Below are 13,549 nucleotides of genomic sequence, written 5' to 3'. Positions count from 1 at the left end.
TGGCCGGCGACAGCGAACGGCCTTGCCAAGGCGGCGCGGGAAAGGAGGCACCCATGCAGGCGGAACGGCTGACGGCCCTGAAGAACGCGATCGCCGCGCTGAAGCCGGGGGAGTTCCACTTTCCCCAAATCTACGGCGCCGGCTGGAACGAGCTTTATATGGGCGACAAGGTGAAGCTCGGGCGCGAGTTCATGAACCTCGTGCGCAAGGGCGCCTTCCCCGGCGTCGAGGATACGGGGAGGAAGCGGACCGGCGGGCGGGTCTACCTCAAGAGCCGATGAGCATTCCCGGCACGCGAGGAGGACGGGCGGAAACGATGCCGAATCACTAGACGACTGGTCTATTCTTTACTATATGCACGTCATGACCCTGACGGCCAAAGCGGAAGCGACACGACGCACCATTCTCGATACCGGCCATCGGCTGGTGCTGGGCAGGGGCTTCACGGGCCTCGGGTTGCAGGAGATCCTGAAGGAATCGGGCGTGCCCAAGGGGTCCTTCTACCATTACTTCCCCTCGAAGGAGGCCTTCGGCTGCGCGCTTCTCGCCGACTATGTCGAGACCTATGCCGCGCGGCTGGAGGAGCTGACCGAAGGCGGCGGCACGGGAAAAGACAGGCTGATGCGCTACTGGCATGCCTGGATGAGCGACCCCTCCCGGCCCGATGGCAGGGGCTGGGGGGAGGAATGCCTCGTGGTCAAGCTCGGCGCGGAAGTGGCGGACCTGTCCGACGACATGCGCCGCGTCCTCAGCAATGGTGTCGAGCGGGTGACGGGGCGGCTGGCCGCGATGATCGGGGAGGCGCGGGCCGACGGCTCGCTGCCGCCGGGGGCCGAGGCGGCGGGGCTGGCACAGGTTCTGTACCAGATGTGGCTGGGCGCCGCGCTGCTGGCGAGGCTCAGCCGCGACAAGGGCCCCATGCGGCACGCGCTCGGCGCCACCGAGCGATTGCTCCTTTGCGAGCCCGAAGACCTTTCCGGAAAAGGACACAGACCATGAAGATCTTCTACAAGACGAGCGCCGTCGCGACCGGCGGCCGCTCCGGCCATACGGCGCTCGAGGACGGCAGCCTGGCCTTCGATCTGGCCACGCCCGGCTCCGGCAAGGCGGGCGCGAACCCCGAGCAGCTCTTCGCCCTCGGCTATGCCGCCTGTTTCGACAGCGCGCTGAACCACGTCGCCCAGCAGAAGAAACTGACCGTGGCCGGCAGCAAGACCTCGGTTCAGGTGGGTATTGGGCAGACGCCCGAGGGCGGCTTCAAGCTGGACATCGATATCTTCGCCGAAATCCGGGGCCTCGACGAGGCGGCGGCGCGGGAACTCGTCGCGGCGACGCACCAGGTCTGCCCCTATTCCAACGCCACACGCGGCAATATCGACGTGCGCCTGCACGTCACCACGCTTTAAGGAGCCCCCCATGCGCAGCGCCATCCACGCCAGCTTCGGCGAACCGGCGGACGTCCTCACCCTCACTGACAGCCCCGTGCCGCAGCCCGGACCCGGCCAGGTGCGGGTCCGCACGATCCTCTCGCCCATCCACAATCACGACCTTTGGACCGTGCGCGGCACCTATGGCTACAAGCCCGAGCTTCCGGCCATCGGCGGCTCCGAGGCGGTCGGCATCGTGGACGCGCTGGGCGAGGGCGTGAGCGGCGCGGCCGTGGGCCAGCGCGTCGCGGTGGCCTCGGTCCATGGCACCTGGGCGGAGTATTTCCTCGCTCCCGCCTCCGGCCTCGTTCCCGTGCCCGACGCGATTGCCGACGAAGCGGCCGCGCAGTTGATCGCCATGCCCTTCAGCACCGTCACGCTCCTGGACTTCCTCGAGGTGGAGCGCGGCGACTGGGTGATCCAGAACACCGCCAACGGCGCGGTCGGCAAGATGCTGGCGATGCTGGCCGCCACGCGCGGGGTGCAGGTGGTCAACCTCGTGCGCCGCGACGCGGGGGTGGACGAGCTGGCCACGCTCGGCATCGCCAACGCCGTCTCGACCGCCACCGACGGCTGGAAGGACAAGGTGCGCGCGATCACCGGCGGCGCCCCCATCCGCGCGGCCGTGGATTCCATCGGCGGCCAAGCCAGCGGCGACATCCTGTCGCTGCTCGGCGAGGGCGGCCTGCTCGTCTCCTTCGGCACCATGGCGGGCGAGCCGATGCAGCTTTCCTCCGGCGACCTGATCTTCAGGCAGGCGGTGGTGAAGGGCTTCTGGGGCTCGAAGGTGAACGCGCAGATGCCGGGCGAGACCAAGGTGCGGCTGATCGGCGAATTGCTGCGGCTCGTGGCCGCGGGCGAGCTGAAGCTGCCGGTCGAGGGCATCTTCCCCCTGGAGCGCGCCACCGAAGCCGTCGCCGCCTCGCTCGCTCCGGGCAAGGCCGGCAAGGTGCTGCTCAAGCCCTGATTCACCATGCGCCCACGATCCGCCAGGACATCCCGTGCCCGCACGGGCATGGGATGTCCACGCAGGGCAGGCACGAAGAGGCGGCGTCCCGTCCCGTGGGCCGGCGCCCGCCGCTTGCGGCTAGTCGTCCCGGCGCGCCGCGTCCCAATGAAGGGCGATGCGCGGAAGGCTGGCCTCGATCCAGCCGGCCAGGTCCTGCACCTTGGCGGCCGCCTCCCGCCCCAGCGGCGTGAGCGTGTATTCCACATGGGGCGGAACGATCTTGTAGGCCTTGCGCTCGACCATTCCGTCGGCTTCCAGCCTTTGCAATGTCTGCGCCAGCATGCGTTCGCTGACGCCGCCCACCTTGCGGCGCAGGTCGCTGAAACGCTGCGTGCCCGATTGAAGGGCGATCAGCACGAGCACGCCCCAGCGGCTGGTCAGGTGGCGCAGCACATCGCGCGAGGGGCAGGCGGCCGCCATGAGGTCGCCGCGCTCCAGCTTCTGCGACAGCGTCATGGCCGGTTCCCCGGGGCAGTCGTCCGTCTTTACCATGACATTCCCCATGCTTACCTTTGTGTGCGCACTAACGAAACGTCACCATCACGCGTATATGATGGCGACTGCCAACCGAGACAAGGAGTTCGCCCCATGACCATCGCCGTGACAGGCGCCACCGGCCAGCTCGGCCGCCTGGTCGTCGAAAAGCTGAAGCAGAAGACGGCGGCCTCCGGGATCGTCGCCCTCGTGCGCAGCCCGGAAAAGGCGCGAGACCTGGGCGTGGAGGCGCGCGCCGTGGACTATGCGAGCCCTGAGACGCTGGACACGGCGCTCACCGGCGTCGACACGCTGCTTCTGATCTCGTCCAACGAAATCGGCCAGCGCGCCGTCCAGCACAAGAACGTCATCGATGCGGCGAAGAAGGCGGGCGTGAAGCGCATCGTCTATACTAGCCTGCTCCACGCCGACACCTCGCCGCTCAATCTGGCCGGAGAGCACCGCCAGACGGAAGCCGATCTGAAGGCATCGGGCGTGGCCTACACCATCCTTCGCAATGGCTGGTACAGCGAGAACTACACCGGCTCGATCGGCGGCGCGGTGGCGGGCGGCGCCTTCATCGGCAGCGCCGGCGAGGGCAGGATTTCCGCCGCGCCGCGCGCCGACTATGCAGAGGCGGCCGTGGCCGTGCTGACGGGCGCCGGCCACGAGGGCAAGACCTACGAGCTGGCCGGCGACACGGCCTGGACGCTGTCCGACCTCGCCGCCGAGATCTCCCGCCAGACCGGCAAGGACATTCCCTACAAGAACCTTCCCGAAGCCGACTACGCCGCCGCCCTGGCCAGTCATGGCGTACCGGAAGGTTTCGCGGCCTCGATCGCGAGCTGGGACGCCGGGGTTTCGCAGGGTGCTCTGTTCGACGATGCAAAGCAGCTTTCGGCGCTGATCGGCCGGCCCACCACGCCGCTCTCGGTGCCCGTCGCGGCCGCTCTGAAGGGGTAACCGGGCCGGCGCGCCCACCCCATATCGAATCCGCAACCCAAGTGCCCGCTCCGCCGGCGGGAGCCGGATATCCGGCCTCCCGCCGGCGGCCTCATCGGGCAAACATCTGGAAGGCAGCCATCCATGGCCTACGCTACGATCAATCCCTACACGGGCGAAACGCTCGAGACCTTCGCCGACGCGACCGACGCCGAGGTGCGCGAGGCGATCGGCAAGGCGCACGACGCCTTTCTGCGCTGGAAGGAGATGCCCTTCTCCGAGCGCGGCCGCATTCTCCAGAACGCGGCGAACATCCTGCGCGAGAACAGCGACGCCTATGCCAGGCTGCTGACGCTGGAGATGGGCAAGCTCACCGCCGAGGCGAAGGCCGAGGTGGAGCTTTCGGCCAAGATCTTCGAATATTACGTGCGCAACGCCGAGGAGCTGCTCAAGCCCGAGAAGCTGCCGGTGCTCGACCCTGCCGAGGGCGAGGCGATCCTCGTCCACGAGCCGCTCGGCGTCCTGCTCGCCATCGAGCCCTGGAACTTCCCCTATTACCAGATCGCCCGCATCATCGCGCCGCAGCTTTCGGCCGGCAACACGGTGCTCCTGAAGCATGCCTCCAACGTGCCGCAGAGCGCCGCCGCCTTCCAGGACCTGATGATGAAGGCGGGGCTGCCCGAGGGCGCGTTCCGCAATCTCTATGCCACGCGCTCGCAGATCGAGCTCATCCTCAACGACGACCGCGTCCATGGCGTGGCGCTGACCGGCTCGGAGGCTGCCGGGTCGGTCGTCGCCGCGCAGGCCGGCAAGGCGCTGAAGAAGTCGACCATGGAACTCGGCGGCGCGGACGCCTTCATCGTCCTGGCCGATGCCGACCTGGAGAAGACCGCGAAATGGGCGGTGTTCGGCCGTCACTGGAACGGCGGGCAGGTCTGCTGCTCCTCCAAGCGCATGATCGTCGCCGATCCGGTCTACGACCAGTTTCTCGATCGCTACAGGACGGGTGTCGCGGGCCTGGTGGCGGGCGACCCCTTCGACCCGAACACGACGCTCGCCCCGCTGTCCTCGCAGAAGGCCGCCGACGATGTGAGGGAGCAGATCCGCGAGGCGGTGAAGCTCGGCGCCAAGGCCGAGGAGGTCGGGGCGCCGATTCCCAATCAGGGTGCCTTCGTTCAACCGACGATCCTGACCGATCTCGCCGAGGACAACCCGGCCCGCTACTGGGAGTTCTTCGGTCCGGTCTCGATGCTGTTCCGGGCGAAGGATGAGGACGATGCCGTGCGCATCGCCAACGATTCCCCCTTCGGGCTCGGAGGCTCGGTCTTCACGTCCAACCCGGCGCACGGGGCGGAAGTGGCGAAGAGGATCTCGACGGGCATGGTCTTCGTGAACCACCCCACCAAGGTGGAGGCGGACCTGCCCTTCGGCGGCATCCGCCGCTCGGGCTACGGCCGCGAGCTGATCGGGCTCGGTCTCAAGGAGTTCGTCAACCACAAGCTCATCGACGTCGTCGATATCGACGCGCCCTTCTGAGAACCGTCCCGCGTCCCCGGCCCGCACGGGCCGGGGACGCCACCCGCGCGTCCGGATTCGGGAAAAGGAAACGACTGATGGAATATCGCCGCCTGGGGGCATCGGGCCTTCGCGTGCCCGCCCTCTCCCTCGGCACCGCCACCTTCGGGGGAGCCGGGGACTTCTTCAAGGCCTGGGGGGCCACCGACAGCCAGGGCGCCAGCCGCCTGGTGGACGTGTGCCTCGACCACGGCATCAACATGTTCGACAGCGCCGACGGCTATTCGGCGGGGCTGGCCGAGGAAATCCTCGGCGGCGCGATCAAGGGCAAGCGGGAGCGCGTGCTCATCTCCACGAAGGTGACCGCGCCCACGGGCGAGGGTGCCAACGACTACGGCTCCTCGCGCTACCACCTCCTGCGGGCGGTCGAGGCGTCGCTCAAGCGCCTGAACGTCGATCACATCGACCTGCTTCAGATGCACCGCCCGGACTACAACACCCCGGTGGAGGAGACGCTCTCCACGCTCGACCAGCTCGTGCGCGAGGGCAAGGTGCGCTATATCGGCGCCTCGAACTTCTCCGGCTGGCACCTGATGAAATCCGTCGGGGCATCGGAGCGTTACGGCTACGCGCGCTATGTCGCCCACCAGGTCTACTACTCGCTGCTCAACCGCGACTATGAGTGGGATCTCATGCATTTCGGCCACGACCAGGGCGTCGGCGCGACGGTGTGGAGCCCGCTGGGATGGGGCAAGCTGACCGGCAAGATCCGCCGGGGCCAGCCCGCCAGGCCGGGAACCCGCGCGCACGACATCGCCGGCACGGGGCCCGCATTCGACGAGGAGCGCCTCTTTGGCATCGTCGATGCGCTCGACGCGGTGGCCGGGGAAACGGGCAAGACCATCCCCCAGATCGCCATCAACTGGCTCTTGAGCCGGCCGACGGTCGCCAACGTCATCATCGGCGCCCGCAACGAGGAGCAACTGGTGGAGAATGCCGGGGCGGTTGGCTGGACGCTGACGAAGGAGCAGATCGCCCGGCTCGACGAGCCAGCGATGCGCCGCCCGCCTATCCGACATGGTCGCAGCGCGAGTTCCCCGCCCTCAACGAAACCGGCCTTCCCGGCTGAGACAATTGGCCTCCCTCTCGCCGCTATCGCGGCGAGAGGGTTTCGATGATCCTGCAATCGGCGACGACACCGTGTCCGCACCGGTTGATCATCCTGTCGAGCTCGGCCTTGAGCGCCAAGAGGTCATTGATCTTCTTCTCGACCTCGGCGCGGTGTTCGTTGGCGATGGCGTCGATGGCCGCGCAGGACTGCCCACGATCGTCGGCCAGCGTCAGCAGCGCCCTGATCTGGTCGAGCGAGAAGCCGAGGTCGCGGGCGCGCCGGATGAAGCTCAGCCGGTTCAGGTGATCGGGCTCGTAGGCGCGGTAATTGCCCTCGGTGCGCGAGGGCGCCGGCAGGAGTCCGTTCTTCTCGTAGAAGCGGATCGTCTCCACCTTGGTGCCGGTCTGCCGCGCCAGATGGCCGATCGACAGGAATGATGCGCTCATCGGGAAACCCTGCAATGGATGCAGGGTCAGTCTACGGTCGATCCTGTCGCCTGTCGATCCGTCCCGCCTATTGCGTCGCCCGCGCGCTTTCCACCTCGCCCCGCACCAGGTCGTAGAGCTGCTGCGGGCCGAAGGACGGCAGGGGCTTGCCGTTGACGAAGAAGGTCGGCGTCTGGCGGACATCGTTGCTCGCAACATCGGCCATGTCCTGTTCGAGAACGGCGTCGATTCCGGGGGCCGACATGTCGGCCCGCGCGCGCTCGACATCGAGCCCGGCGGCCGCCGCGAGCTCCCATGCTTTCGCCAGATCGGGCGCACCATGGACGGCCCATTCCGGCTGCCGCTCCAGAAGGGCTTCCAGCACGGGTTCGAACCGGCCCTGAAGGCGCGCCGTTTCGAGGATTCGCACGGCTTCGTCCGATCCGTCGTGGAAGGGCGCGTACCGGATGACGAGGCGCGTCTCGCCCGGGAAGGCGGCCATGATCTGCTTGACGACGGGATAGAAGGCCCGGCACGCCTCGCAGGACGGATCGAAGAACTCCACGATCGTCACCGGCGCCTCGGCGGGGCCGATGATCGGCGAATGTCCCCGGACCAGCGCATCGCCTTCCACCGCCGCCACGGGCTGCGCCGGGTTGGCGCCATAGCGGTCATAGAGAAAGGCGCCGCCGGCAAAGACGATCAGCGCGACGAGGCCGGTGATGAGAACGAGGGACCGTCTGGTCATGCGGAACGACTCCGGCGCACGAGAAGGAGGAGAAGGGCGATGGCCGTGAAGGCGGCCAGCGACAGATAGGGAAGCGGCAGGCCGCCGAGAATGGTCATGCCGGCGCCCGAGCAGGAGGGCCCGTCCCGCCCGCAGGGCTGGATGGCCGCCGGAACGATGCCCGCATAGAGCAGCGAATGAAACGCGGCCACCGCCCCGCCGATGGCGGCCAGGGGAAGGCCGTAGCGCCAGACGTCCGCATCCCCCCGGAAGCTCGCCACGGCCAGGATGACCGCCAGCGGGAACATGAAGGCGCGCTGGTGCCAGCACAGGTCGCACGGCGCCTGTCCCAGCACCTCGCCGATGAAGAGGGCGCCCAGCGCGGCGGCCAGCGCGACGAGCCATGCCGCGAACAGGAACGCAAAGGCGTTCGCGGCCGCGCGCTCGCGCGGTGGAGCGGCCGTCTTCCCCTGCCCTGCCTGCATCGTACGGGTGTCCTGCTTCCTGCTTCGTCGCGGCGCTTGTGCACCCTCTACCAGCTACAGGGTCAAGCCGGTGCGCCGGCCACGGGTGCGACGGATCGCGCGCTTTCCGTGCTTGACCCTCTAGTGGCTACAGGGTCTATCCGAACCGTCATGTCGGCAGATTCGAGGTGACACCATGGCGGCGGCGAGCCCTTACAGATTGCGCATCGAGGGCATGGACTGCGCCTCCTGCGCCTTGAAGATCGAAACCGCCGTGCAGCGCTTGCCGGGCGTCAGCGACATCAACGTCAACTACGCGAACGGCACGCTCGCGCTGCGGGTGGACGAGGACCGGACGGCCCCGCGCACCATCGCGGAGAAGGTCCGCGCGCTCGGCTATACGCCGGTGGACGCCGGTGCCGAACCCGAGCCTGCCCTGCCCACCAAACGCGTCCGGGAGCCGTGGTGGCAGGGAGCCAAGGGCCGGCTCGTCCTCATGACCGCCGCCCTGTTTGCGCTCGCCTTCCTGCTCGCGCAGGTCTTGCCGCAGTGGGAGCAATGGCTCTATTCGGGAGCCGCGTTGATCAGCGTGATCCCGTTCGCCAGACGGGCGGTCGCCGGGGCGATGTCGGGCTCTCCCTTCACCATCGAGACGCTGATGAGCGTGGCGGCGCTCGGCGCGGTTGCCATCGGCGAGGCGGAGGAGGCTGCCGTCGTCATCGTCCTCTTCGCGGTGGGCGAACTCCTGGAGACCGTCGCCGCCGGCCGGGCCCGCGCCGGCATCGAGGCGCTGATCGACCTCGTGCCGCGCGTGGCCTTGCGCGAGCGAAGCGGCGCGATCGAGAAGGTCGCGGCGGAAGAGCTGGCGGTCGGCGACGTCGTCGTGGTGCGTCCCGGCGACCGCGTACCCTCCGACGGCACGGTGATCGACGGCGCATCGGAGGTCGACGAGGCACCGGTGACGGGCGAATCCGTGCCGGTGCTGAAGGAGGCCGGCGCGAAGGTCTTCGCCGGCTCGATCAACGCCAATGGCGAGCTGCGCGTGGAAATCAGCCATGTCGCGGCCGACAACACCATCGCGCGCATCATCCACATGGTCGAGGAAGCGCAGGAATCCAAGGCGCCGACCGCGCGGATGATCGACCGCTTCTCGCGCTGGTACACGCCCGCAGCCATGGCCGTCGCGGCCCTCATCATCGTCGTGCCGCCGCTCGCCTTCGGCGGCGACTGGATGACGTGGATCTATCGCGGCCTCGCCACGCTCCTGATCGCCTGCCCCTGCGCGCTGGTCATCTCGACGCCCGCCGCCATCGCCTCGGGGCTGGCCGCCGGGGCGCGGCAGGGCTTGCTGATCAAGGGCGGCGCTGGAAACGCTCGGACCGTCGCCACAAGACGCGCGACCGCGGGCAGGTCACGGACATCGTGCCGGTCGGGGGCAGCGAGGAGAGCGTGCTGGCCGTCGCGGCGGCCGTCGAGCGCAACACCAGCCATCCGCTCGGGGTGGCGATCGTGGAGGCGGCCGAGGCGCGCGGGCTCGACCTGCCCGCCACCTTCGGCGGTGGCATCGCCACGCCCGGCAAGGCCGTGACGGCGCGGCTGAAGGAGGGCTTCGCCTCGGTCGGCTCGCCGCGCCACGCCGCCGAGCAGGCCACGCTCGAGGCTGGCACCGCCGAGACGATCACCGCGCTGGAGAGCCAGGGCAAGACGGTCGTGGTGCTGATGAAGGGCAAGTCCGTCGAGGGACTGATCGCCCTGCGTGACGAGCCGCGCGAGGATGCCGCCGAGGGCGTCAGGCGGCTGACGGACCGCGGCGTGCGCGCGCTGATGCTGACCGGCGACAACAGACGCACGGCCGAGGCCATCGCGGCGCATCTGGGCCTTGAGGCGCGCGCCGAGCTTCTGCCCGACGCCAAGCTGGCCGAGATCGGCCGGCTGAAGGCGGCCGGGCCCATCGCCATGGTCGGCGACGGCATCAACGACGCACCGGCGCTGGCCGCCGCTTCCGTCGGCGTCGCCATGGGCGCGGGCACCGATGTCGCCTTGGAGACAGCCGATGCCGCCCTTCTCAAGAACCGGGTGACAGGAATCGCCGATCTCATCGCGCTCTCGCAGGCCACGCTCGGCAACATCTGGCAGAACATCGCCATCGCGCTCGGCCTCAAGGCCGTCTTCCTCGTCACCACCCTGTTCGGCGTCACCACGCTCTGGATGGCGATCCTCGCCGATACCGGCGCGACGGTCCTCGTCACCGCCAACGCGCTGCGCCTCATCGCCTACAAACCCTCGAAGTGAGGGTCGCGCGGGCAAGCGCCGGAGGGTTCTACGGATCGGCGTTCGAAACCGCCGGCGATCCCTCGTCGGGCGCGGCGGGCATGAAGCGCGACAGGCGGCGGGTCATGCTGTCCAGACAGGAGAGGATGACCGGCACGACGAGGAGCGTGAGAAGGGTGGAGCTGACGAGCCCGCCGATGACCGCATGGGCCATCGGGGCGCGCTGGGCACCGCCCCCGCCCACGGCCATGCCGAGGGGGATCATGCCGAAGATCATCGCCAGGGTCGTCATGACGATGGGCCGGAAGCGGATGGCGCCGGCACTGGCCAGCGCCTCGTCCAGCGAAAGGCCGCGCCGGCGCTCCCTGTTGGCGAAGTCCACCAGGAGGATGCCGTTCTTGGTGACGAGGCCCATCAGCATGATGAAGCCGATCAGGGAGAACATGTTGATCGTGCTGCCGGCCACCATCAGGCCCATGAGCACGCCGACGAGCGACAGCGGCAGCGAGGCCATGATGGCGATGGGCTGGGTGAAGCTGCCGAATTGCGAGGCGAGCACGATGTAGATGAAGATCACAGCCATGGCGAGGGCGGTGATCATGTGGCCCATCGTCTCCTGCATGTTCTCCGTTTCGCCGCCGAAACGGATGCCGTAGCCCTCCGGCAGGTCGCTGCGCGCGATCAGCGCCTCCAGCTCGCCCGTCACGTCGCCGATGGTGCGGCCCGATACGTCCGCCGAGACCTGCACCTCCCGCAGCATGTCCAGGCGCCGGATCTCGGAGGCGGCCGGCACGGCGCCGATCCGCGCGACCTGGTCGAGCCGAACCATTTCGGGCGCGCCACTCTCGTCCGTGCGCCCGGTCGTCATCATCAGCTCGCCGATGGCGGCCAGGTCGGAGCGTTTCTCCGCCGGAAGGCGCACGACGACCTCGTAGGTCTCGCCGAGCGCGTCGGTCCAGTTCGAGACGGCCTCGCCGCCGACGAGCGGGGAGAGCATGGCGGCGAGCTCCGGGACGCCGACGCCCAGGTCGCTCGCCGCCTCGGGCTTCAGGCGCACGGAGAGGACGGAGGTCGCCTCCTCGGCGCTGGAGGTCACGTCCACCATGCCCGCGATCGCGCGCATGTCGCGCGCCAGTTCGCCCGCGATGCGCTCCAGCACGGCCCTGTCGTCGCCCATCACGCTCAGCCGGATGGGGCTGTCGCCACCGCCCAGCCCCTCCTGGACGATGGCGATCTCGATTCCGGGGATGACGGACAGGCGCTCGCGGATCGGGTCCGCGAGCATGGCGGGCGTGCGCGCGCGCTCGGCGTGCGGAACCAGCCTCACCAGGACGGCCGCTCGATGCTTGCCCACCGAATTGCCCGTGTTGACGGTGGAATAGATCGCGGAGACCTCCGGGAACTCGCGCAGCGCGCTTTCCACCTGCCCCACCTTGGCGGCCGTGTAGAGAAGCGAGGAGCCGGCGGGCGTCGTCACATTGACCTGGAAGCGCCCCTCGTCGGCATTGGGCACGAACTCCGTTCCCACCAGCGGAACCATGAACAGGCTGGCGACGAAGAGGCCGGCGGTCGCCGCCAGCGTGAGGAGGCGGTGGCGCAGCGTCCAGCCGATGACGCCCCGGTAGCGCTCGGCGAGCGCCTCGAACCCCCGGTCGAAGCGTGCGACGAGGCGGCCGACGGGCCCGCGCCTCGCGCCGGGCTGCGAATCCGGGTCGTGCCACACGCTCGACAGCATCGGGTCGAGCGTGAAGGCGACGAGAAGCGAGATCAGGACGGCCGCCGAGACCGTCACGCCGAACTCGTAGAAGAAACGGCCGACGATGCCGTCCATGAAGGCGACGGGCAGGAACACCGCCACGATGGTGGCCGTCGTCGCCATCACCGCCAGGCCGATCTCGTTCGTCCCCTCCAGCGCGGCGCGGCGGTGCGACTTTCCCATGTGGAGATGGCGGGTGATATTCTCGCGCACCACGATGGCGTCGTCCACGAGGATGCCGATCGAAAGGGTCAGCGCCAGAAGGCTCAGCGTGTTGAGCGTGAAGCCCAGGACATCGATGACCGCCAGCGTGCCGAGCATCGCCACGGGAAGCGTCAGGCCGGTGATGACCGTGGAGCGCCACGAGTTGAGGAACAGGAAAACGATGGCGATGGCCAGCGCCGCGCCCTCCAGAAGGGTGGCCTGAACCTGCGAAACCGACTCGCGGATCGGGACGGAGGCGTCCGTCACCACGCTCAGCCGCACCCCTTGCGGGGCCAGCTCGGCATCGAGGCGCTCCAGCCGCCGCAGCACGTCCGCCACCACCTGCACGGTGTTGGCGTCCTGCACCTTGACGACATCGACGGCCAGCGCCGTCTGGCCATTGTAGATGGCAAGGCTCTCCGCGTCCGCCGCCCCGTCGGCGACGGTGGCGATGTCGCGCAGATGCACCGGCCCGCCGCCGCGCCGGGCCACGATCATGTCGAGAAGCTCGTCCGGCCGCTCGATGCGGCCCTGCACCTGGAGGGTGCTCTCGGAGAAGTCGCCGACGACGCTGCCGGCCGGCCGGTTCCGGTTGCCGGACCGCAGGGCCTCGATGACCTCGTCCACGCCCACGCCGAGCGCGCGCATGCGCGTCTCGTCGATCGAGACGTCGACCTGCCGCTTGCGCCCGCCGACGAGCGTGGCCTGTCCCACGCCGGAAACGGTCGTGAGCTGGCGCACGACGCGCCGCTCGGCGATGGTCGTCAGCTCCGGCACGCCGAGCGTGGGGGAGCTGATGGCGATCGACAGGACGGGCTGGTCCGAGGGGTTGAAGCGCGAGACGATGGGCTTGTCGGCATCCTCGGGAAAGTCCGCCTCCAGCGCCGCCACTTTGTCGCGCACCTCCTGGGCCGCCGCCGGGCCGTGCACCTCCAGCCTGAAGCTCGCCCGCACCACGGAGCGGCCCTCGTAGGAGGTCGAGGTGATCTCGTCGAGGCCGCTGATCGCGTTGAGAGCGTTCTCCACGGGGCGCGTGATCTCGGTCTCGACAGTCTCGGGCGTGGCGCCCGGATAGGCCGTCATGACCACGACGATCGGCACGTCCACGTTCGGATACTGGTCGAGCCCGAGCCGCTGGAACGAGAAGACGCCGAGCACGAGCAGGGCCACCATCATCATGGTGGCGAAGACGGGATGGGAAACGGAGATGCGGGTGAGGATCAT

Annotated in this window: 12 protein-coding genes and 1 pseudogene; 8 read left to right on the top strand and 5 right to left on the bottom strand. The window is 68.9% G+C overall.

The genetic code is table 11. The annotated features are described in order from the left end of the window. The first annotated feature begins 53 nt into the window (after positions 1–53). From J7654_RS06045 to J7654_RS06030, 4 genes are all read left to right on the top strand, one after another. On the top strand, positions 54–281 hold the full coding sequence (locus J7654_RS06045) for a DUF1413 domain-containing protein (protein WP_209739031.1): 228 nt from the start codon (positions 54–56) through the stop codon (positions 279–281). Positions 282–354: 73 nt separating this feature from the next. Next, positions 355–999 carry a TetR/AcrR family transcriptional regulator gene (locus tag J7654_RS06040; protein ID WP_245195680.1) on the top strand — a complete coding sequence of 215 codons (645 nt, stop codon included), beginning with the start codon at positions 355–357 and terminating at the stop codon, positions 997–999. Beyond that, the gene (locus J7654_RS06035; protein ID WP_209739030.1) at positions 996–1,406 is read left to right on the top strand and encodes an organic hydroperoxide resistance protein; all 411 of its coding nucleotides are present in this window, start codon (positions 996–998) and stop codon (positions 1,404–1,406) included. The genes J7654_RS06040 and J7654_RS06035 overlap by 4 nt, the downstream gene beginning before the upstream one ends. A gap of 10 nt (positions 1,407–1,416) precedes the next feature. Next, positions 1,417–2,394, top strand: a complete 978-nt coding sequence (locus J7654_RS06030; RefSeq protein ID WP_209739028.1) for a zinc-binding dehydrogenase — start codon at positions 1,417–1,419, stop codon at positions 2,392–2,394. Positions 2,395–2,514: 120 nt separating this feature from the next. Here the strand turns inward: J7654_RS06030 and J7654_RS06025 are convergent, their stop codons facing one another. After that, positions 2,515–2,928 carry a winged helix-turn-helix transcriptional regulator gene (locus J7654_RS06025; RefSeq protein WP_209739026.1) on the bottom strand — a complete coding sequence of 138 codons (414 nt, stop codon included), beginning with the start codon at positions 2,926–2,928 and terminating at the stop codon, positions 2,515–2,517. 96 nt (positions 2,929–3,024) lie between these two features. Here J7654_RS06025 and J7654_RS06020 point away from each other — a divergent pair, with 96 nt between their 5' ends. From J7654_RS06020 to J7654_RS06010, 3 genes are all read left to right on the top strand, one after another. Further along, positions 3,025–3,873, top strand: coding sequence for an SDR family oxidoreductase (locus tag J7654_RS06020; protein ID WP_209739024.1), 849 nt, complete (start codon positions 3,025–3,027; stop codon positions 3,871–3,873). A gap of 123 nt (positions 3,874–3,996) precedes the next feature. Next, positions 3,997–5,388, top strand: a complete 1,392-nt coding sequence (locus J7654_RS06015) for an NAD-dependent succinate-semialdehyde dehydrogenase (RefSeq protein ID WP_209739022.1) — start codon at positions 3,997–3,999, stop codon at positions 5,386–5,388. Between the two features lie 77 nt (positions 5,389–5,465). After that, positions 5,466–6,545, top strand: a complete 1,080-nt coding sequence (locus J7654_RS06010) for an aldo/keto reductase (RefSeq protein WP_209739020.1) — start codon at positions 5,466–5,468, stop codon at positions 6,543–6,545. On the opposite strand, the gene J7654_RS06005 is transcribed toward J7654_RS06010, so the two are convergent. From J7654_RS06005 to J7654_RS05995, 3 genes are all read right to left on the bottom strand, one after another. Then, positions 6,520–6,924 carry a MerR family transcriptional regulator gene (locus tag J7654_RS06005; protein ID WP_209739019.1) on the bottom strand — a complete coding sequence of 135 codons (405 nt, stop codon included), beginning with the start codon at positions 6,922–6,924 and terminating at the stop codon, positions 6,520–6,522. The genes J7654_RS06010 and J7654_RS06005 overlap by 26 nt on opposite strands. Positions 6,925–6,991: 67 nt before the next feature. Continuing rightward, on the bottom strand, positions 6,992–7,651 hold the full coding sequence (locus tag J7654_RS06000; protein ID WP_209739017.1) for a DsbA family protein: 660 nt from the start codon (positions 7,649–7,651) through the stop codon (positions 6,992–6,994). Beyond that, entirely contained in the window at positions 7,648–8,115 is a 468-nt protein-coding gene (locus J7654_RS05995; RefSeq protein ID WP_209739016.1) for a disulfide bond formation protein B, read from the bottom strand. The genes J7654_RS06000 and J7654_RS05995 overlap by 4 nt, the downstream gene beginning before the upstream one ends. Before the next feature lie 175 nt (positions 8,116–8,290). Between J7654_RS05995 and J7654_RS05990 the strand changes: the two are divergent. Then, positions 8,291–10,386, top strand: a pseudogene (locus J7654_RS05990) (heavy metal translocating P-type ATPase). Positions 10,387–10,414: 28 nt separating this feature from the next. On the opposite strand, the gene J7654_RS05985 reads toward J7654_RS05990, so the two are convergent. Further along, positions 10,415–13,549: an efflux RND transporter permease subunit gene (locus J7654_RS05985; protein ID WP_209739014.1), complete on the bottom strand. Its 3,135-nt coding sequence runs from the start codon at positions 13,547–13,549 to the stop codon at positions 10,415–10,417.

It is taken from the genome of Aureimonas populi, from assembly GCF_017815515.1.
GTDB classification, from domain to species: Bacteria; Pseudomonadota; Alphaproteobacteria; order Rhizobiales; family Rhizobiaceae; genus Aureimonas; species Aureimonas populi.
This window is presented reverse-complemented; position numbering and strand designations above follow the sequence as displayed.

Coding starts and splice junctions, on each gene's coding strand:
- J7654_RS06045 (WP_209739031.1), top strand. CDS start 54: ATGCAGGCGGAACGGCTGACGGCCCTGAAGAACGCGATCGCCGCGCTG.
- J7654_RS06040 (WP_245195680.1), top strand. CDS start 355: ATGCACGTCATGACCCTGACGGCCAAAGCGGAAGCGACACGACGCACC.
- J7654_RS06035 (WP_209739030.1), top strand. CDS start 996: ATGAAGATCTTCTACAAGACGAGCGCCGTCGCGACCGGCGGCCGCTCC.
- J7654_RS06030 (WP_209739028.1), top strand. CDS start 1,417: ATGCGCAGCGCCATCCACGCCAGCTTCGGCGAACCGGCGGACGTCCTC.
- J7654_RS06025 (WP_209739026.1), bottom strand. CDS start 2,928: ATGGTAAAGACGGACGACTGCCCCGGGGAACCGGCCATGACGCTGTCG.
- J7654_RS06020 (WP_209739024.1), top strand. CDS start 3,025: ATGACCATCGCCGTGACAGGCGCCACCGGCCAGCTCGGCCGCCTGGTC.
- J7654_RS06015 (WP_209739022.1), top strand. CDS start 3,997: ATGGCCTACGCTACGATCAATCCCTACACGGGCGAAACGCTCGAGACC.
- J7654_RS06010 (WP_209739020.1), top strand. CDS start 5,466: ATGGAATATCGCCGCCTGGGGGCATCGGGCCTTCGCGTGCCCGCCCTC.
- J7654_RS06005 (WP_209739019.1), bottom strand. CDS start 6,924: ATGAGCGCATCATTCCTGTCGATCGGCCATCTGGCGCGGCAGACCGGC.
- J7654_RS06000 (WP_209739017.1), bottom strand. CDS start 7,651: ATGACCAGACGGTCCCTCGTTCTCATCACCGGCCTCGTCGCGCTGATC.
- J7654_RS05995 (WP_209739016.1), bottom strand. CDS start 8,115: ATGCAGGCAGGGCAGGGGAAGACGGCCGCTCCACCGCGCGAGCGCGCG.
- J7654_RS05985 (WP_209739014.1), bottom strand. CDS start 13,549: ATGATCCTCACCCGCATCTCCGTTTCCCATCCCGTCTTCGCCACCATG.